Genomic DNA, 18,691 nt, shown 5'->3' with positions numbered 1-18,691 from the left:
CTTGCCTGGAAGCTCAATCGTGCATTTGAAGCCCATGCCCATCAACCGCCGTGGCGGTTACCTCCATCATGCCTTGATGTCCTGCAGCGCTGTGGCTTTGCTGGTCGGCCCGCTGCAGTTACAGGCCGCCAGCGCTGCGCAGCCTGCGCCGCTGCAGGCCACGCAGGTGCAGCTGAACGTACCCGCCCAGCCCCTGGACCAGGCCCTGACGGCCTTTGCCGACCAGGCGGGTGTGCACCTGCTGTACACCACGGCCGACGTCGCCGGCCGTGCCAGTACCGCCCTGCAGGGGCAGTACGGTGTGGAGCAGGCGCTGCAAGTGCTGCTGGCAGGCAGTGGCCTGCGCTGGCAGTTCACCGATGCCGGCACCATCACCTTGCGCAAGGCTGATGCCCCGCCGCAGGCTGTGAGCCTCAAGCCCATCGAGGTCAGCGTGGCGTCGCGCACCAGCACCGCCATCGCCGAAATCCCAGGTACCGTCTGGGTGGTTGACCAGCAGCAGTTGCGCGAGCAGCTCGACAGTGGCGTAAGCCTCAAGGAGGCCATCGGCAAGCTGGTCCCCGGCCTGGACCTGGCCCCGGAAGGGCGGACCAACTACGGCCAGAACATGCGCGGGCGCAACGTGCTGGTGATGATCGATGGGGTCAGCCAGAACAGCTCCCGTGGGCTGTCGCGCCAGTTCGACAGCATTTCGCCCTTCAACGTCCAGCGTGTGGAAGTGCTGTCCGGCGCCAGCGCCATCTACGGGGGCGGCGCCACCGGCGGCATCATCAACATCGTGACCAAGAAGGGCGAGCCCGGGCCGGTGCGCTTCGAAACCCAGCTTGGCGCCAGCAGCGGTTTCAACAACAGCGACGACCTCGCCACCCGCTTCGCCCAGTCGGTCAGCGGCGGCAACGACCGCTACAACGCACGGCTGGGTGTGTCCGGGGAGCAGAACGAAGCGTTCTACGACGGTGCGGGCGACCAGATTTTCATCGACAACACCCAGACCGACCTGCAGTACAACCGCACCCTGGACCTGCTGGGTACCGTGGGTATGCAGTTCAACGACCAGCAAAGCCTGGACCTGCTGGCGCAGTACTACGATTCGGGCAACCACGGCAGCACCGGCATCTGGTTCCCCAACCTCAAGTACAACGCACCGTCGGACCTGGAGGACGCCGAACTGCGCAGCGGCTATTCGTCAGAGCTCAACCCGCGCACCCGGCGCCTGTTGCTCAACGCCAACTACCACCACAGCGACGTGCTGGGCCAGGACTTCTACCTGCAAGCGTCCTACCGCAAGGAAGCCGACAATTTCTACCCGTTCCCTTACTACAACCGCGGTGCGCCGACCGGTTCACGTGGGGTGTATTTTGCCGGGTCCCAGCAGAACTTCGAGGTCACCAGCCTGAAGGGGCTGTTCGCCAAACAGTGGGACACGTTGAAACTCACCTATGGCGTGGACGTTGACCGCGAGCGGTTCAACGCCGACCAGACCACATTTGACGCCCGCACCTCGTCCGCCACCGGTGGCCTGGACCTGGACAAGGCCGGCAAGGCGGCACGCTACCCCAGCTACCGGGTGGACGGCGTGTCGTTCTACGGGCAGCTGGACTGGCATGCCACAGACAATCTCACGTTCTCCGGCGGCGCGCGGCGTCAGCAGATGGACGTGGATGTAGGCGACTTCAAGGGGGTGCCGGGGGGCAGTAACGATTACCAGGTCAACCTGTACAACCTCGGGGCCATCTACGACTTCAAGAACGGCCACCAGCTGTGGACCAACTACGGCGAGGGTTTCGACCTGCCGGACCCGGCCAAGTATTACGGCAAGCCTGGCCTGAGCGTGGGTGACAACCCCCTGGCAGGTATCAAGAGCCGCCAGGTGGAGCTGGGCTGGCGCTACGCGGACCTGCAATGGGATGCGCAGGCGGCGCTGTACTACATCTGGTCGGACAAGATCATCAACGTCGATTCGCAAACGCTGACCATTGAAGTGGAGGCCCAGAAGAGTCGTGATTTTGGTTTCGAGGGCGCGCTTACCCGTCATTTCCAGAGCGGCTGGGAGGCGGGTGGCACCTTGCACCTGACCCGTTCCGAAGAAGAGTCGGCCGGTGGCGGCTGGATCAAGCGTGATGCCCGCTATGCCTCGCTGTCCAAGGCCACGGCGTTCGTCGGCTGGAAAGACGATGGCCGCAGCGCACGGCTGCAGGCCAACCGGGCGTTCAGCCTGAAGGACGATGCCGGGCACACGATCGACGGCTACACCACCTTCGACCTGCTGGGCAGCCAGGACACAGGCTTTGGCACATTCAGCGCCGGTATTCAGAACCTGCTGAACAAACAGTACAGCACGGTGTGGGGGCAGCGGGCTGCGTTGTTCTATTCGCCTACCTACGGGCCGGCATACCTGTATGACTACCAGGGGCGCGGGCGGACGTACACCTTGACCTGGAGCCTGGCGTACTAAGCACCCACCTTCGCGGTGCCTTGCAACCTGGCGCCCGCTCCGAGCCGGCGCCCGTTCCTGCTTTCGTAGGAGCGAGCGCCAGCTCGCGATGCGCCGCAAAAGCGGCGCCCTCCAGAACCGCCCCCCAGAAACATCAGGAATCATCTCCGCCCGCATTCCGCCTTTTGGCCCGAACCCTTTGCGCCGTAGGCTATCAAACCCCCAGGCGCAGCGTTTTCGTACAGGAGGTGGAGCATGAAACCCCAATTTGCCATGCTATTGCTGGGTGCAGCCCTTTGCCTGCCGGTGCAGGCAGCCCCACAACCCGGGCTGCAGCCTGTCGCAGGCAGCAACAACCCCTACAACAGCCCCATCCAGCGCGCCAACCCCAACAGCCGCCAGGGCAGCGTTCCGGCAACGCCTGCGGTACGTGGCCCTTCCACGCAGCCCACACCACGCCCGCCCACACTGGACAACCGCGGGATCGGTAACGGCGACAACCTGCGCCGCCAGCAGCAAGCCCCCAACCTCGAACCTACGCGGCCCCCGCGCGACAACCCGCGCGCGCCTTGAGCCCTATACCAAGCACTTGCCCTAAGGAACCCCGCATGTCCCGAGCAACCTGGCTAGTCACCCTCACCGCCGCTGCACTGTCTCCGCTGCTGGCCCACGCCGCCGCGCAGCAGACGTTCAAAAGTGAAGAAGGCACGCTGACCGTAGACACCGTCGCCGATGGCCTGCGCAACCCGTGGGCGCTGGCATTTTTGCCGGGCGGCAAGGACCTGTTGGTGACCGAGCGCATGGGCAACCTGCGGGTCATCAGCGCCGAAGGCAAGGTGGGGCCGGCGATCAGCGGGGTACCGAAGGTCTGGACCGAGGGCCAGGGTGGCCTGCTGGATGTGGTGCTGTCACCCACGTTCGCCAAGGACCGCACCCTGTACCTGTCGTACGCCGAACAAGGCGATGACGGCAAGGGGGGTACGGCGGTGGGCCGTGGGCAACTGTCCGAGGACCGCGCCCGCCTGGAAAATTTCACTGTTATCTTCCGCCAGCAGCCGAAGCTGTCCGAGGGCAACCACTTTGGCTCGCGCCTGGTGTTCGACCGCGACGGTTATCTGTTCATTGCCCTGGGCGAAAACAACCAGCGCCCCACCGCCCAGGACCTGGACAAGCTGCAAGGCAAGATTGTGCGCATTTTGCCGGACGGCGAGGTGCCGAAGGACAACCCCTTTGTTGGCCAGAAAAACGTGCGCCCCGAGATCTGGTCCTATGGCCACCGCAACCAGCAGGGCGCAGCCCTGAACCCGTGGACGGGCAAGCTGTGGACCAACGAACACGGCCCGCGTGGGGGAGATGAAATCAATATTCCTGCGGCGGGCAAGAACTACGGCTGGCCGATCGCGACCCACGGCATCAACTATTCGATGCTGCCGATTCCGGAAGCCAAGGGCAAACATGTGGACGGCATGGTCGACCCCCACCATGTGTGGGAGAAATCCCCGGGCGTGAGTGGCATGGCGTTCTACGACAGCCCCGTGTTCACCGCCTGGGACCACAACCTGTTCATTGGCGCCCTGGCCACCGAGGAGCTGATCCGCCTCCAGCTGGACGGGGACAAGGTGGTACACGAAGAGCGTTTGCTGGGCGACCTGAAGGCGCGCATCCGTGACGTGCGCGTTGGCCCGGACGGCTACCTGTATGTGCTGACCGACGCCAAGGACGGTGCGCTGTTGAAAGTGGGGCTGGCCCGCGACAATTGACCCGTTGGCGTTGGCCGGCATCGGGCACGCGGGCGTGTACAATGCGCCATGGCCAACGACCCTCAAACCCTTTACCAGCAAGCCCTGAGCACCCAGGGCTTTGTTGCCGACCCCGCCCAGGCCCGCGCCGTCCAGGCCCTGCAGGCCTGCTTTGAGATGATCGAACGCGGCCGCGTTCCCGATGGGCTGTACCTGTGGGGGCCGGTGGGGCGTGGCAAGACCTGGCTGATGGACCAGTTTCACCGCTGCCTGCAGGTGCCCAGCCGGCGCCAGCACTTTCACCACTTCATGGCCTGGGTGCACCAGCGCCTGTTCCAGCTCAACGGCACCCCAGACCCTCTGCTCGCGCTGGCGGCCGAGCTGGCCGGCGATATCCGCGTGCTGTGCTTCGATGAATTGTTCGTCAATGACATTGCCGATGCGATCATCCTGGGGCGTTTGTTCCAGGTGTTGTTCGACCGCGGCGTGGTGATCGTCGCTACCTCCAACCAGCCGCCCGACCAGCTCTACCGAGACGGTTTCAACCGTGAGCGGTTCTTGCCGGCCATCAAGGCAATCGAGCGGCACATGCACGTGTTGCCGGTGTCGGGCGAGCAGGATCACCGCTTGCATCCGGGGGCACAGCGGCAGCGCTATTGGGTGGTGCCTGCCGGGCAGGTCAGCCAGTTTGCGGTCCTGTTCAGCCAGCTCAGCCCGGGGGACCCCGGTACCGATCAGCCTTTGGCCATGGGCAGCAGACAGTTGCAGGTGCTGCGTCGCAGCCAGCAGGTGATCTGGTGCCCATTCGTCAACCTGTGCGAGCAGCCGTTCGCGACCGGCGAGTTCATGGCCCTGTGCGATGGGTTCACGGCCATTTTGCTCTCGGGTATTCCCGCCCTGGGTGGGCAGCAGCAGGCCGGCCGTATCGCCCGCGGTACCGAAGACGGTGCTGCGCGGGTAGCGGCGGGTGACCGGGAGTTGCCGGCGCTGTCGCCCAAGGACGATGCGGTGCGCCGCTTCATCGCCCTGGTCGACGAGTGCTACGACCGCCGAGTGGCCCTGTACCTGGAGGCACAGGTGCCGCTCGACCAGTTGTACACCGAGGGCTACCTGGCGTTCCCGTACCAGCGTACCCTCAGCCGGCTGAAGGAAATGCAGTTGCAACGTTTCGCCTGACGACGCCAGGCGGGGTGTTCAGCGCCCCAGCCAGTCGATCAGGGTGCGGTTGAAGCGGACAGGTTCCTCGATCTGGGGTGCATGCCCCATGCCTTCGAAGGTGATCAGCTCCCCTTGGGGAATCAGCTTGGCGACCTGTGGGCCAAGCACGTCGTACCTGCCCAGCTTCGCCTTCACGTCCGCTGGTGCGATATCGCTGCCAATGGCCGTGGTGTCCTTGTCACCGATCAGCAGCAGCGTCGGCATCTGCAGGTGCTTGAACTCGTGATACACCGGCTGGGTGAAGATCATGTCGTAGATCAGCGCCGAGTTCCATGCCACCGCTTCATGCCCGGGCCCCTGGTTGAGCCCCACCAGCATCTGCACCCAGCGCTCGTACTGCGGCTTCCAGCGCCCGGCATAGTAGGTCTTGCGCTCATAGTCGCGTACGCCTGCTGCGTCCAGCTTGAGTTCGCGGGCATACCACTGGTCCACCGTGCGATAAGGCACACCCATGGCTTTCCAGTCTTCGAGGCCGATGGGGTTGACCATGGCCAGGCGCGTGACCTGCTGTGGGTACATCAGCGCGTAGCGGGTGGCGAGCATGCCGCCGGTGGAGTGGCCAAGCACGGCGCTCTGCTGGATGCCGAGGTGCTGCAGCAATGCATGGGTGTTGTCGGCCAGTTGCTGGAAGCTGTACTGGTAGTGCGCGGGCTTGCTGGAGGTACAGAAGCCGACCTGGTCGGGCGCGATCACCCGGTAGCCTGCCTTGCTCAGGGCATCGATGGTGGTTTCCCAGGTGGCGGCGCAGAAGTTCTTGCCGTGCATCAGCACCACGCTGAGGCCATTGGCCTGGCCTTGCGCGGGTACGTCCATGTACCCCATCTGCAGCACCTGGCGCTGGGATTCGAATTCAAAGTGCTTGAGCGGGTGAGGGTAGGTGAACCCTTCGAGCTGGGCACCGTAGGTGGGCGATTCAGCGGCAATGGCCGAACTGCCGGCCAGGCAGGTCAGGGCCAGGGCGGTTGCGCGCAGCATGTGGCACTCCATGTCAGATCACGTAGGAAACGGCGACTGTACCAGCCGTTGGACACGGCGTAGTCGAGAAGGTGTTACCAAGCGTGAAACCAGCCCAGGGTGAGCATGACCAGCACGGCGTAGCGGCCGGCCTTGGCCAGTGTGACCAGCAGCAGGAAGCGCCACAGCGGTTCACCCATGATCCCGGCAATCAATGTGAGCGGGTCGCCGATCACCGGCACCCAGCTGAGCAGCAACGACCAGGGCCCCCAACGCTGGTAGCGGCGCTGCGCACGCGCCAATTGCGCGGGGCTGAAGGGGAACCAGCGCTTGTCGCGCAGGCGCTCGATGGCGCGCCCCAGCAGCCAGTTCACCACCGAACCCAACACATTGCCCAAGGTGGCGACCAGCAGCAGGGTTACCCAGGCTTCGGGCTGGCGCAGCAGCAAGCCGACCAGCACGGCCTCCGACTGCAGCGGCAGCAGGGTGGCGGCGCCAAAGGCGCTGAGAAACAGCGCCCACAGGCTGAACATCAGTAGCGGGCGACCACGGTGTCCTCGCCTTGCTGGGTGACCCCGATCACCTCATAGGCGTCCTTGCGCTCACCCATTTCCATGCCGGGTGACCCGACAGGCATGCCCGGCACTGCAACCCCCTTGAGGTCACTGCGCCCGGCCAGCAGTCGCACCTGCTCGGCGGGCACATGGCCTTCGACGAACTTGCCGTTGATCACGCCGGTGTGGCACGAGGCCAGGCGTGGCGCCACACCGAGGCGCTGTTTCACTGCGCTCATGTTCGGTTCAACGTGGTCATTCACGGTGAAGCCGTTTTCCTGCAGGTGGCTGATCCAGGCCTTGCAGCAGCCACAGTTCGGGTCGCGGTAGACATCGACGGTGTCGGCGGCCTGGGCGATGCCGGAGGCGGCCAGCAGGCCCAGCGTGAGCAGGTGTTTGCGCAGCATGATCAAAGCTCCTTGAGTGATGCGGGCGAAATACCGCCGACCGGGCCGGCAGCATAGCGCAGGCGCGGTGGCGGGGCAGCTTGCGATGCATGTTCGCCCGCAGCGCCTGTCAGCCTGCTGACGCATTCATTACAGCTTTGTCAGCTGGCAGCTTCGTCATCGGCAAGGTCCCGCATCAGCAGGCCGTGCTCGAGCGCAACCTGTTCCGGAATCGGCAGGTACACCACGTGGCCGTCACCCGGCGCCACTGCAATGGCCTGCTGCTGGCGATTGCACAGCTGGTGCAGGTCGAAGTGATAGTTGCCGCGCGGCGTCATCAGCTCCAGATGATCACCCACGGCAAAGCGGTTCTTGACCTTGACTTCGGCCAGGCCGTCGATGCGCTGCCCGGTCAGCTCGCCCACGAACTGCTGGCGGTCGGACACCGAGTTGCCGCGCTGGTAGTTCTGGTATTCATGGTGCACGTGGCGGCGCAGGAAGCCCTCGGTGTAACCGCGCTGCGCCAGCGATTCAAGGTTGCCCATCAACGCGCGGTCGAAGGGGCGCCCGTTCACGGCGTCATCAATGGCCTTGCGGTAGGACTGCACCGCACGGGCGCAGTAGAAGTGCGACTTGGTGCGGCCCTCGATCTTCAGCGAGTGCACGCCCATGCCGGCCAGGCGCTCGACATGCTGGATGGCACGCAGGTCCTTGGCGTTCATGATGTAGGTGCCATGCTCGTCTTCGAACGCTGGCATTTCGGTGCCCGGGCGGTTGCTCTCCTGCAGCAGGAACACCTGGTCGGTGGGCGCGCCCAGGCCCAGCGTGGGCTGCACCTCGCGCACGATGTCGCCGGTCGCGTTTTCGCTGGCGGGTTTCACGTCGTACTGCCAGCGGCAGGCGTTGGTGCAGGTGCCCTGGTTGGCATCGCGCTTGTTCAGGTAGCCAGACAGCAGGCACCGGCCGGAATAGGCCATGCACAGGGCGCCATGCACGAACACCTCCAGCTCCATGTCGGGCACCTGCTGGCGGATCTCGGCGATTTCTTCGAGCGAGAGCTCCCGCGAGAGGATCACCCGGGTAAGCCCCAGCGACTGCCAGAACTGCACGCTGGCCCAGTTGACGGTGTTGGCCTGCACCGACAGGTGCACCGGCATGTGCGGGAAATGCTGGCGCACCAGCATGATCAAGCCGGGGTCGGACATGATCAGTGCATCGGGGGCCATGGCAATCACCGGCGCCAGGTCCTTGAGGAAGGTCTTGAGGTTGGCGTTGTGCGGGGCGATGTTGACCACGACGTAGAAGCGCTTGCCCAAGGCATGGGCCTCCTGGATGCCCAGGGCGAGGTTGGCGTGGTCGAATTCGTTGTTGCGCACCCGCAAGCTGTAGCGTGGCTGGCCCGCGTAGACCGCGTCGGCGCCGTAGGCGAACGCATAGCGCATGGTCTTGAGGGTACCGGCTGGGGCCAGCAGTTCGGGCTTGGCAGTGGGGGTCATGGGCGCACCGGGTAAAGGGCGCGGATGCTAGCGCCTGGCACGGGGTAGGTTATTGATCTGAATCAAGTGAACAACGGCACTTTTGGCGGTGCCGCGCGCACTAATATGCCAGTAACTCTCCGAGGACCGGAAATGAACGAAACCGCTTTGCAGAACAAAGCCCTGGCAGTGCTCCTGGCGCTGGTGACCATCGCCTTCGTGTGGATCTTGCTGCCCTACTACGGCGCCATCTTCTGGGCGGTGATTCTCGGCATCCTGTTTGCGCCTTTGCAGCGCAACCTGTTGATCCGCTTTGGGCGACGGCGCAACGTGGCCGCAGGCGTGACCACGCTGATCTGCCTGCTGGTGGCGGTACTGCCGGTTATCGTCACGAGCGGCCTGCTGGTGCAGGAAGGCGCGTCGCTGTACCAGCGTATCCAGAGCGGGCAGCTGGACATTGCCGGGTACGTGGCGCGGGGCAAGGAGATGCTGCCGGCCTTCGCCCAGACGGGCCTGGACAACATGGGCATGGGCAACCTGGGGGCCCTGCGCGACAAGATCACCACCTGGGCCTCGGAGGGCAGCCAGATTCTCGCCAGCCAGGCGTTCAGCTTTGGCCAGGGCACGTTCGATTTCGTGGTCGGCTTTGGCATCATGATGTACCTGCTGTTCTTCTTCCTGCGCGAAGGCGCCGAGGTGGCCCGGCGCGTACGCATGGCGGTGCCGCTGCCTGAGCACCAGAAGCGCCGCCTGCAACTGAAGTTCAAGCGTGTGGTGCGTGCCACGGTCAAGGGCAACGTACTGGTAGCGATCACTCAGGGCGCGCTGGGGGGCTTCATTTTCTGGGTACTGGGTATTCCCAGTGCGCTGGTGTGGGCGGTGATGATGGCGTTCCTGTCGTTGCTGCCTGCCGTGGGCGCGGGCATCGTCTGGGGCCCGGTGGCGATCTACTTCCTGATGACCGGTGCGATCCTTCAGGGGGTGATATTGACCGCCTTCGGCGTATTGGTGATCGGCCTGGTGGACAACCTGTTGCGGCCGATTCTGGTGGGCAAGGACACGCGCATGCCAGACTACCTGATCCTCGTATCTACCTTGGGTGGGCTGTCTGTGTTCGGGCTCAACGGCTTTGTGATCGGGCCTTTGATCGCCGCGCTGTTCATCTCCAGCTGGGCGATTTTCGTGTCCAACAAGCCGCAGGTGCAGTTGCCCCAGTAGCCTTCACCCCAGGCTGCCGAGCAGGGCATTGGCCTGCGCCGTCTGGGGCATTTCGCCGGCTGCCAGGCGGCGGTTGATGTCATTCACCACGGCCGGCAGCCCGTTGAGCGTATCGACCAGGTAGTGGGGTTGCGCCCCTTCGAACAGGGCCGCGATGCGCATGCGCTGGTGCTGCAGTTGTTCGCCGGTCAGTGCCTGGTAGCCCTCCCAGGTCAGGCCCAGGGCGTTGCCTGAGCACATCAGGGCGACGGTCCACATGCCGGCACGCCGCCCCTCCAGAATACCCGGCAGCGTGTCGTCGACCTTGACGCACGCTGCAACGTCCTCGATGCCCAGCGCGATCACGTTGGCCAGCGCCTGGGCCGGCCAGGGGCGGCCGTTGGGTGTTTCATCCGTGGCTACCACGTGGTCGGCCACGTAACCGCTGTTGGCAGCCAGCGCGACCACCCTGTCCATCACGCGCTTGGGGTAGCCAGAGCATGAGCCGATCTTGAGGCCGTTCGCGCGCAGGCGCTTTAGCGTGTGCAGTGCGCCGGGAACCAACGCCGAGTGCAGTGCGATCTTGTCGATCTGCAGGGGCATGAAGCGTTGGTAGATGGCCGTGACGTCTTCATCAGTAGGCAGCCGGCCAAAGGCCTGGTGATACCGTGAGGCGATGGTTGGCACATTGCACAACGTGCGGATGTGGTCCCATTTGCCCATGCCCATCGGGCCGCGGGCTTCTTCGAGGGTAAGGCTGACGCCGAATTCGGCGAAGGCCTCGACAAAAATCTGGGTAGGTGCAAAAGAACCGAAGTCGACTACGGTACCAGCCCAGTCGAGGATGGCGGCTTGTAATTGCGCAGGGTTGCTGTAGTTCATGGGTGCTGTTTCCAGATAGTCGATGGGGGGGGTCAGATGTGCCGGATGTGCAGGTCGCGAAGCACCTCTGCCACGGCATTCACTGCTGCCTGCATGCGGTCCCGCGCTACCGCGCCGATGCAGCCGACGCGGAAGGTGTCCACCTCGGTCAGCTTGCCTGGGTAGAGAATGAAGCCCTTGGCCTTGACCCCTTCGTAGAAGTCCTTGAAGCGATAGCGGGCATCGCGCGGCGCATGGAAGGTGACGATGATCGGTGCCTGGACTTCGGCGGGCAAAAAGCGGCGCAGCCCCAGCTCAGCCATGCCTTGCAGCAGGCATTCGCAGTTTTCGGCGTAGCGGCGCGCCCGTGCGGGCAGGCCGCCTTGCTCGGCATATTGCTGGAGGGCTTCGTGCAGGGCAGCTACCACGTGGGTGGGCGGTGTGAAGCGCCATTGGCCGGTGCTGGCCATGTAGGCCTGCTGGTCGCAGAGGTCCAGCGCCAGCGAGTGGGCATTGCCTGCCGCCGCCGCCAGGGCGTGCTTCTGGGCGAGCACGAACGCCATGCCCGGCACCCCCTCCAGGCATTTTCCCGAGGCGGCGATCAGCGCTTCGAAGGGTGTGCTGCTGGCGTCTATCGGGATGGCGCCGAACGAGCTCATGGCATCGATGATCAGGCGCTTGCCATGCCTGCTCACCACCTGTGCGATCAGCTCCAGCGGGTTGCGGATGCCGGTGCTGGTTTCGCAGTGAACCAGAACCACATGGGTGACATCGGCGTGCTCAGTGAGCAGCCGATCGACCTGCGCGGCGCTCACAGCCTGGTCTTCGGCGGTTTCGAACGGCAGGCAGGTGCGCCCGAGTACCCGGCAGATGTTGGCGATGCGGCGGCCGTAGGCGCCATTGATCAGCACCAGCACCTTGCCTGCGCGGGGTACCAGGGTACCGATGGCCGCTTCTACCGCGAACGTGCCGCTGCCTTGCAGCGGTACGCAGTGATGGGTGGCGTTGGCGCTGGCGATGGCCAACAGTTGTTCGCAAACGCGGTGGGTAATGCGGTTGAAATCCTCGTCCCAGGAGCCCCAGTCCACCAGCATGGCCTGGCGGGTGCGCAGGGAAGTGGTGAGGGGGCCGGGTGTCAACAGGGTGGGGGCGGTGCTCATGGGGATGCCTCGTCAGCAATGGCCGTGGGTCTGGGATGAGGTTGCAATCGATGCTGGCATCAATCAAATTGCTTGTTCCGATGCCAGTCATAAGCCAGGCCGATACCCATGAATCTGTTTCAGCTCCGCGCGTTCGACGCGGTGGCCCGGGAGGGCAGCTTTACCCGCGCCGCTGCGCGCCTGTTCATCAGCCAGCCGGCCGTTACCGGGCATGTGAAGGCACTGGAAGAGCACTACCAGGTCACCTTGTTGCGCCGCACTGCCAGGCGGGTGGAACTGACCGAAGCGGGCGTGCGGTTGGCAGCCGTGACACGGGCGATGTTCGGCCTGGCCGAGGAGGCGAAGGCCATGCTCGAAGCCAACCAGCAACTGCTGAGTGGGCGCCTGGAGGTGGCTGCCGACAGCCCGCACCGCGTCATGCCGATTCTGGCGCAACTGCGCCAGGCCCACCCGGGTGTCACCGTCAGCCTGCGCCTGGGCAATGCGCGTGAAACCCTGGCAGCCTTGCTCAGCGAGCACGTTGATGTGGCAGTGCTGACAGACACCGAGCCGCACAAGGCCCTCTACCTCCAACCCCTGTGCCAATCCCGTATCTGCGCCCTGCTGCCGGTCGGCCACACCTGGGCTGCAAGCGCTGGCGACCTGCCGCTCAACAGGCTCGATCAGCAGGCCATGGTGCTGCGCGAGCAGGGTTCCACTACCCGCCGCACCTTCGACCACGCATGCACTGCGGCGCGCCTACAACCGCGTGTGCTGCTGGAATTGGGCAGCCGGGAAGCCGTGGTCGAGGCAGTGGCCGCCGAGCTGGGCATCGGTATCGTCTCGTCCACAGAGGCCCCCCACGACCCGCGCGTGGTGGTGCGCCCGTTGAGCGGTGCAGCGCTGGTCAACCAGCATTGGGTAGGCTGCCTGGAGCGGCGGCGGGGGCTGCGCTTGATCCAGGCGTTCATGGACGTGTCGCAGGCACAGCGGGCAGGCTAGGAGGCGGTTCCGCCTGCCCAGGTTGTGGCGGATGGGCAAAGGTGCCGGGCTATCAACCATCTGGAGCCCACCATGGCCAACCCTGCCGCCACGACCGATCACATCGACGGCTTCATTGCCGAACACCTGCCCGACTGGTTGCACGCTGCCTCGGTCGAGCAGATCGTCGCCCTGCGTACACGTTTCGAAGAGCACCGTGTCATCGAGCAGCGCCTGCAGACGGTCTTCAACCGCCTGGTCTCACCGGAACACTTCGCCCGGGCAGCACTGACCGAAATGCTCGAGCAGACATTCAAGCTCAAGCTCGACCTTGCCCACACCGTGTGGCGCGAACGCTGGGAAAACTACAGCTTCATGGGAGGCGAGTCGCTGCGCAACCATGATACCTACGACCCGGCCATGAGCCACTTGATGCAGAACTTCCCGTCAGGCGCCAGCTTCAATTCCAAAACCGGCCTGGTCTCGGTTGCCCACCGCACTGCCGCCAACCCGCCGGAGGTGCTTGTAGACACCGCGCAGCTGGTCGTGGCGTGTCGCAAGGCTGATGTGGGCAAGCGCTACCAGCAGTACCTCGACGGCTTTCTGGATAACTCGGTTACCACGTTCATGGCGCAGGACCAGCGCAAGCGGCTGGCCCTGGCAGTGGAGCTGGCAGGGTTGCAGCAAGGCATCGACGAAGCGGATGTCGCCAACCTCGAACACACGCTGGGCGAACTGCCCGCCGCCAACGCCAAACACCCCGCAGTCTTGGTCAAGCACCTGTATGTCCTTGGCCATGCCATGCTTAATGGCCTGCTGATCGAGCTGTCGGACGCGGGTGCCCCCGAGCATGCCCGCCCCACGGCAGGCTTGCTGCTCTACCTGCCGCATCTGCCGCTGCAACGGTTTGCAGACCTGGGCGCCTTGAACGCGCACATGGCCACCCTGCTGCGTAACCCCCACAACTATCCGGTGCTGCTCGCCCAGGTTGCGTTGAGCGAGCGGGTTGCATTCGAGGCGCTGCTGAAAAAGCGCCTGAGTGATCCCGTGCCAGACCTGGAAGTCACCGGCAAGCCAGCGGGCACGCCGTTGTTCAGTGAGCTGGCTGGCCTGCACGTGCAGCGCATCAAGGATGACGCCCGGTTCATCCTGGTACCGGTTGCCGAAGTGGATGCGCAGCAACGGCTTCACCGCCTGCAAACCCTGGAGGGGGTTGGGCTGAACCTGCTGCAGATGGCCTCGATGTTCGTGCCGCAACTGGGCACTCTGATGCTCGCGGCGACGGTTGGGCAGGTGATCGAGGAGGTGTACCAGGGGGTGAACGACTGGTCTCGGGGCCACCAGCATGAAGCCTTGGAGCATATGCTGGGCGTGGCCGAGGTGGTGGCGGTCAACGCGTTGGGCGCTGCGGGCGGGCACGCGGTCGCTCGCTCGTTCAAACGCAGTGCGTTCGTCGATGAACTGGTACCGGTCGAACCCAATGCTGAAACGGCGAACCTGTGGTCGCAAGACATCAAGCCGTTCAGGGCGGCGCAGGTGCCCAGCCGGGCACTGCGCGGGCGTGACGGGCTGTTCCACTACGGTGACCGGCGCTGGTGGTTGAACGAGGGCCACTACCACGAAGTACACCGGGACCCGCTCTCGCGCCAGTGGCGGCTCTTGCGCTCCGACCGGCAGAAAGGTTTTGCGCCCACCCTGCAATGGAATGGGGAGTACGGCTGGCGCCTGTCGTGGCAACACCCGCAGGAGTGGCATGGTCAGGCAGCGCTGTTGGGGCGCTTGTGGCCGATCTCCCACGATTTCGATGCTGAGCGTATCACCCAGGTGCTGAGCATTGCTGACGTCGACGAGACCGCATTGCGTCGGCTGGTCAGTGAGCAGCGTGTGCTGCCTGTTCCTTTGCGCGACACCTTGGAGCGTTTTGCTGCTGACCGGCGCATCGACGAGTTCTTCCGTTCCCTGCAGGTTGGCCAGGAGGTGCCCGACACACAGCTGCTGCAATGGTGCTCCGAGCAACTGCCCACCCTCCCGTCGACCCAGGATGCCAAGGTGCAGGCGATTCTCCAGCAGGCGCCGACGCTGCGTGAAAAACTGATGCTGCACCTGACCGACAAAGGCCAGGACAAGGCGGGCATGAACATCATCCAGCGGGATTTCCCTGGCTTGCCAAGTGCCTATGCTGCCGATCTGCTGCTCAATGCCAGTGCCGACCAACAGGCCCGCCTGAGCGGGACTGGTCGGCTGGACCTGGCCATGGCGGAAGCCGCCCGCCTGGCCTTGCAGAACGCCAGAGTATGTCGAGCATTGCAGGGGCTTTATCTGAACAATGCCTACCATCCAGACACGGCGTCGCTGGTGTTCGCGTTGCTGAGAAAGAGCCCGGGCTGGCCGCGGCAGATCAATGTTCAGGTGCGCGAGGGTAGCGCTGGTGGGCGCTTGATCGCCGAGCTGTACCCGTCTGGTACGGCCCACCCGCCCAAGGTGCTAGTATGGGGTGAAGGCAAGATGACGGTGCATGAGAACGGCCAGCCACTGGACCTTGGCCAGTCCGGCGGTGTGGGCTTGCTCGAGACGCTTTTGGACTGCCTGCCTGCAGCGGACAAGACACGCCTGGGCTGGGCGGGCGAGGGCGGTGTGGCTGCGCTGCGTGACAGCCTGCAGCAGCGCCTGCCGGCGGACCGTGCGGCATTGCGTCGTCTGCTGGGTATCGAGGCGATCAAGCCCACCTTCCGCTCCCCCGACCGCCTGCCCGACCGGCGCTTCGGGTACCTGCTAAGTGGCCGGGGCACGGGCAACCACCTCGCCGAGCGCACTCTGCAGGACCGTGTGCGCAGCCTTTACCCAGGCTTCAGCGAGCGGCAGCTGGAGCTGTTTCTGAATGTGCTTGATGAGCAGCCAGGCTCGCCCTTCACGGTGCTGCTGGACCTGGAGCGTGAATACCTACAACTCGACCAGGCGCTGGATCGGTGGACGGTCGACACAGCGGGTGCGGCCCGCCGCCCACAGCGGCGCATGGTTGCTGATGAGCTGCGCCGGTGCTGGCGCTTTCAGGGCCTGGCAGGCAGGCGCCAGCCCAATGGCGACCCGGGGATGGTCCTGGTGCTTTCCGGGCTAGGCGCCGGGGATTTGCCAGACCTGAGCGGGCAAGGCGGGTTCACCCATGTCAGTGAGCTTGCCTTGGCGAACATGCAGCTCAGCGAGGTCCCTGCCGGGTTTTTGCAGCCGTTTCGCAGCGTCCGCGCCCTGAACCTGGACAACAACGCCCTGACCAGCTTGCCCCAGACGCTCAGCCGGTTGCTGCACTTGCAGGAACTGACCTTGTCGCGCAACGTTTTACGGCTGGATGCTGCAAGTTTCGATACGCTGGCAGGCATGTCCAGGCTCAGCGTGCTCGATCTGAGCGAGAACAGGCTGGGCAACTTCGGCCTGGCGCTTGACCGCTTGCCGCGTCTGCGCCAGCTGGGGCTGCGGGGCGTGGGCCTGACGCAGGTGCCGGCCCACCTGGAGCGTGCCGTTTCGCTCGAATACGTCGACCTGCGTGACAACCACATCAGCGAGCTGCCCGCTACGCTGAGCGCTCAGCGCGCCCAGTGGCGGCAACGCATCGCCCTGGTTGGCAACCCCTTGCCGGACATCTACCGAGACCTGTGGGTCGATGCGAGCCACACATCGGACAGCGAACTCAGCAGCGAGGGCGATGCGTTTCATATCAGCCGATGGATGGAGCACCTTGACGCCGAAGCCCGGGCCCTGCGCACTGCCCAGTGGAACCGCCTGCTGGCAGAACCCGGCAGTGGTGACTTCTTCACGTTGGTGGGTGAACTGACAGACACCAGCGACTTCCGCCTGGCACGTGGGGACCTCGAAGGGCGGCTGTGGGCGATGTTTGACACGATCGAGCAGCACACCGGCCTGCGTGAGCAGATGTTTGCCCTGGCCAGCGAGCCACGGACGTGCGTGGACAGCGTGATTTCCAGCTTTGGGCTGCTGGAGGTAAGGTTGCTGAGCGCGGCAGTAGAAGGGGCCGCTGGCGGTGATGCCGAGGGAGAGTTGCTGAGCCTTGCCCGGCGTTTTTTCCGGCTCGACCAGGTTGAAGCGTATGCACGGCAGGACATGAGCCGGCGCGAAACCGGGGGGGAGAATGTGGACCAGATCGAGGTCAGCCTGGCCTACCGGGTAGGGTTGGCCAGCAAGCTGGACTTGCCGGGGCAGGCGCGGACCATGGAGTTCGAATCCAGTGCGGGTGTTAGCCAGCAGGATCTCGATGCTGCCGAAGCCCACGTGCGCAAGGCCGAAGCCGGTGAGCAGTTGGTGAAGGACATCAGCGAGCGAGGCTTCTGGAGCGATCACCTGCAGGCGCGCCATGGCGCTGTGTTCGAAGCAATCCGCGAGCCCTTCGCCGAGCAGATGGAACGCTTGTACGCCGACCGGCAAAGCATGATTGATGCCGTGTACGACCGCCGCGCCAAAGCCATTGCCAAGGCCTGCGACAGTGCCGTCAAAGCCAAGATGCTGGAGCTTACCCGCCAGGCCATGGCCAGGCAGGCCGAGGCACCGCTTGGCTGATGTGATGTGCGCGATGTAGTTGGCGAGCCTGTTGCAGCCTACTGCCGGTTCGCCCGTTCAAGCGCCAGGGTGGTGTTTTTTCTTCGTAGCTTTAAGATGGCTGGCATCGAGCAATCTGGGCCGGCGATGAGTAACAAGGACACCATTTCCATGCACCTGGTGCGTGAGGCGCTGCTGCAGGCCTGCCCGCAAGGTTGCCCGGTTGCGGAGCTGTTGGCCAAAGCCGGGATTGACCCGCAGTTGCTGCATGAAGCGAACGCACGGGTGCCGTCGACGGCCTATGCGCGCCTGTGGCGTCTGTTGGCACGACGCTGCAATGACGAGTTCTTTGCGATGGACCCGCGCGGCCTGCGCAGCGGCAGCCTGGCGTTTTTATGCCGGGCGAGTATGGCCCAGCCCACCGTCGAGGCAGGGCTGGACACAGCCCTGGCCTTTCTCACGCTGATGCTTGAGGACCTGCAGCCAAGCCTGGTTCGCCAGCACAGCCTGGCCGAAATCGTCATCAACGAGCCCCGTGATGAGCCGCGCCGGGCCTTCACCTACTTTACCTTCTGGATGATCGTGCACGGTGTGGCTTGCTGGTTGGCGGGGCGACGCATCCCTATTCTGGCCATTGAACTGCGCTGTGCCGAGCCCCCGTTCTGCGACGATTACCGGGTCATGTTTTCTGAAAACCTGCAGTTCGGGCGCCCGCGAACCCGCATGATCATTGCCGCAGACTGTCTGGCCGGGCCCATACGGCGAAGCGAAAGCGAGCTGCAGCGGTTTCTTGCGCAGGCCCCTGGCAACATTCTGGTCAAATACCGGGACCCTGCCAGCCTGGCTCAACGGGTCCGCCAGGGCTTGCTGGCCAAGCACCCGTCTTCATGGCCAGATGCCGATGAGCTGGCGCGGCAGCTGTGCCTGTCTGCCTCCACGCTACGTCGCCGGTTGGCGGACGAGGGCCACAGCTACCAGGGGCTGAAGGACAGCGTACGGCGGCAACTGGCGATCGCCTGGCTGGCTGAAGGGCAGTTGGACATGTTCGAAATTGCAGCACGGCTGGGCTTCGCGGATGCCAGCTCGTTCTACAAGGCCTTCCGCAAGTGGTTCGGTTGCAACCCAGGGCACTATCGCAGCCTGGTGTTGGGCAATGAAGGGGTGAGTGAGGGGGTGTTTCCTGCTGCCGGTCAGTAGGTGAGGGCGAC

At 64.6% G+C, this 18,691-nt stretch carries 14 protein-coding genes; 8 read left to right on the top strand and 6 right to left on the bottom strand.

What is annotated here, in order from left to right; translation table 11 throughout:
* Positions 1-34: 34 nt before the first annotated feature.
* The 4 genes from IAE33_RS17685 to zapE all read left to right on the top strand — a co-directional run bounded on the left by IAE33_RS17685 (position 35) and on the right by zapE (position 5,349).
* Complete coding sequence (locus IAE33_RS17685; protein ID WP_201164481.1) at positions 35-2,455, top strand: TonB-dependent siderophore receptor; 2,421 nt, start codon at positions 35-37, stop codon at positions 2,453-2,455.
* Positions 2,456-2,689: 234 nt separating this feature from the next.
* Complete coding sequence (locus IAE33_RS17680) at positions 2,690-3,007, top strand: hypothetical protein (protein WP_028632557.1); 318 nt, start codon at positions 2,690-2,692, stop codon at positions 3,005-3,007.
* A gap of 35 nt (positions 3,008-3,042) precedes the next feature.
* Positions 3,043-4,194 carry a PQQ-dependent sugar dehydrogenase gene (locus IAE33_RS17675; protein WP_028632558.1) on the top strand — a complete coding sequence of 384 codons (1,152 nt, stop codon included), beginning with the start codon at positions 3,043-3,045 and terminating at the stop codon, positions 4,192-4,194.
* 48 nt (positions 4,195-4,242) lie between these two features.
* A complete protein-coding gene (gene zapE, locus IAE33_RS17670; RefSeq protein WP_201164465.1) occupies positions 4,243-5,349 on the top strand; it encodes a cell division protein ZapE in 1,107 nt (368 codons plus the stop codon).
* Positions 5,350-5,367: 18 nt separating this feature from the next.
* On the opposite strand, the gene IAE33_RS17665 is transcribed toward zapE, so the two are convergent.
* From IAE33_RS17665 to trhP, 4 genes are all read right to left on the bottom strand, one after another.
* Positions 5,368-6,366 (bottom strand): alpha/beta fold hydrolase, encoded by a 999-nt coding sequence (locus tag IAE33_RS17665; protein WP_201164464.1) that lies wholly within the window; start codon positions 6,364-6,366, stop codon positions 5,368-5,370.
* A gap of 74 nt (positions 6,367-6,440) precedes the next feature.
* Positions 6,441-6,878 carry a YqaA family protein gene (locus tag IAE33_RS17660; protein WP_028632561.1) on the bottom strand — a complete coding sequence of 146 codons (438 nt, stop codon included), beginning with the start codon at positions 6,876-6,878 and terminating at the stop codon, positions 6,441-6,443.
* Complete coding sequence (locus IAE33_RS17655) at positions 6,878-7,306, bottom strand: DUF411 domain-containing protein (protein ID WP_028632562.1); 429 nt, start codon at positions 7,304-7,306, stop codon at positions 6,878-6,880. The genes IAE33_RS17660 and IAE33_RS17655 overlap by 1 nt, the downstream gene beginning before the upstream one ends.
* A 140-nt stretch (positions 7,307-7,446) precedes the next feature.
* Positions 7,447-8,781, bottom strand: coding sequence for a prephenate-dependent tRNA uridine(34) hydroxylase TrhP (gene trhP / locus IAE33_RS17650; protein ID WP_201164463.1), 1,335 nt, complete (start codon positions 8,779-8,781; stop codon positions 7,447-7,449).
* Between the two features lie 132 nt (positions 8,782-8,913).
* Here trhP and IAE33_RS17645 point away from each other — a divergent pair, with 132 nt between their 5' ends.
* Complete coding sequence (locus IAE33_RS17645) at positions 8,914-9,978, top strand: AI-2E family transporter (RefSeq protein ID WP_028632564.1); 1,065 nt, start codon at positions 8,914-8,916, stop codon at positions 9,976-9,978.
* Between the two features lie 3 nt (positions 9,979-9,981).
* On the opposite strand, the gene phnX is transcribed toward IAE33_RS17645, so the two are convergent.
* Together phnX and IAE33_RS17635 are read right to left on the bottom strand one after the other, a co-directional pair.
* Entirely contained in the window at positions 9,982-10,839 is an 858-nt protein-coding gene (gene phnX, locus IAE33_RS17640) for a phosphonoacetaldehyde hydrolase (RefSeq protein ID WP_201164462.1), read from the bottom strand.
* A gap of 32 nt (positions 10,840-10,871) precedes the next feature.
* Positions 10,872-11,978 carry a 2-aminoethylphosphonate--pyruvate transaminase gene (locus IAE33_RS17635; protein ID WP_201164461.1) on the bottom strand — a complete coding sequence of 369 codons (1,107 nt, stop codon included), beginning with the start codon at positions 11,976-11,978 and terminating at the stop codon, positions 10,872-10,874.
* 108 nt (positions 11,979-12,086) lie between these two features.
* Here IAE33_RS17635 and IAE33_RS17630 point away from each other — a divergent pair, with 108 nt between their 5' ends.
* The 3 genes from IAE33_RS17630 (at position 12,087) to IAE33_RS17620 (ending at position 18,680) form a co-directional block, all read left to right on the top strand.
* The gene (locus IAE33_RS17630) at positions 12,087-12,959 is read left to right on the top strand and encodes a LysR substrate-binding domain-containing protein (RefSeq protein ID WP_201164460.1); all 873 of its coding nucleotides are present in this window, start codon (positions 12,087-12,089) and stop codon (positions 12,957-12,959) included.
* Between the two features lie 72 nt (positions 12,960-13,031).
* Positions 13,032-17,504 carry an NEL-type E3 ubiquitin ligase domain-containing protein gene (locus IAE33_RS17625; RefSeq protein ID WP_201164459.1) on the top strand — a complete coding sequence of 1,491 codons (4,473 nt, stop codon included), beginning with the start codon at positions 13,032-13,034 and terminating at the stop codon, positions 17,502-17,504.
* A gap of 126 nt (positions 17,505-17,630) precedes the next feature.
* Entirely contained in the window at positions 17,631-18,680 is a 1,050-nt protein-coding gene (locus IAE33_RS17620; protein WP_201164458.1) for an AraC family transcriptional regulator, read from the top strand.
* Positions 18,681-18,691 lie beyond the last annotated feature (11 nt).

It is taken from the genome of Pseudomonas sp. S60 (assembly GCF_016647865.1).
Lineage (GTDB): Bacteria > Pseudomonadota > Gammaproteobacteria > Pseudomonadales > Pseudomonadaceae > Aquipseudomonas > Aquipseudomonas parafulva.
This window is presented reverse-complemented; position numbering and strand designations above follow the sequence as displayed.

Bases quoted from the DNA above. Each gene is read 5' to 3' on its own strand.
- IAE33_RS17685 (WP_201164481.1), top strand. From the start codon at position 35: ATGCCCATCAACCGCCGTGGCGGTTACCTCCATCATGCCTTGATGTCC.
- IAE33_RS17680 (WP_028632557.1), top strand. From the start codon at position 2,690: ATGAAACCCCAATTTGCCATGCTATTGCTGGGTGCAGCCCTTTGCCTG.
- IAE33_RS17675 (WP_028632558.1), top strand. From the start codon at position 3,043: ATGTCCCGAGCAACCTGGCTAGTCACCCTCACCGCCGCTGCACTGTCT.
- zapE (WP_201164465.1), top strand. From the start codon at position 4,243: ATGGCCAACGACCCTCAAACCCTTTACCAGCAAGCCCTGAGCACCCAG.
- IAE33_RS17665 (WP_201164464.1), bottom strand. From the start codon at position 6,366: ATGCTGCGCGCAACCGCCCTGGCCCTGACCTGCCTGGCCGGCAGTTCG.
- IAE33_RS17660 (WP_028632561.1), bottom strand. From the start codon at position 6,878: ATGTTCAGCCTGTGGGCGCTGTTTCTCAGCGCCTTTGGCGCCGCCACC.
- IAE33_RS17655 (WP_028632562.1), bottom strand. From the start codon at position 7,306: ATGCTGCGCAAACACCTGCTCACGCTGGGCCTGCTGGCCGCCTCCGGC.
- trhP (WP_201164463.1), bottom strand. From the start codon at position 8,781: ATGACCCCCACTGCCAAGCCCGAACTGCTGGCCCCAGCCGGTACCCTC.
- IAE33_RS17645 (WP_028632564.1), top strand. From the start codon at position 8,914: ATGAACGAAACCGCTTTGCAGAACAAAGCCCTGGCAGTGCTCCTGGCG.
- phnX (WP_201164462.1), bottom strand. From the start codon at position 10,839: ATGAACTACAGCAACCCTGCGCAATTACAAGCCGCCATCCTCGACTGG.
- IAE33_RS17635 (WP_201164461.1), bottom strand. From the start codon at position 11,978: ATGAGCACCGCCCCCACCCTGTTGACACCCGGCCCCCTCACCACTTCC.
- IAE33_RS17630 (WP_201164460.1), top strand. From the start codon at position 12,087: ATGAATCTGTTTCAGCTCCGCGCGTTCGACGCGGTGGCCCGGGAGGGC.
- IAE33_RS17625 (WP_201164459.1), top strand. From the start codon at position 13,032: ATGGCCAACCCTGCCGCCACGACCGATCACATCGACGGCTTCATTGCC.
- IAE33_RS17620 (WP_201164458.1), top strand. From the start codon at position 17,631: ATGAGTAACAAGGACACCATTTCCATGCACCTGGTGCGTGAGGCGCTG.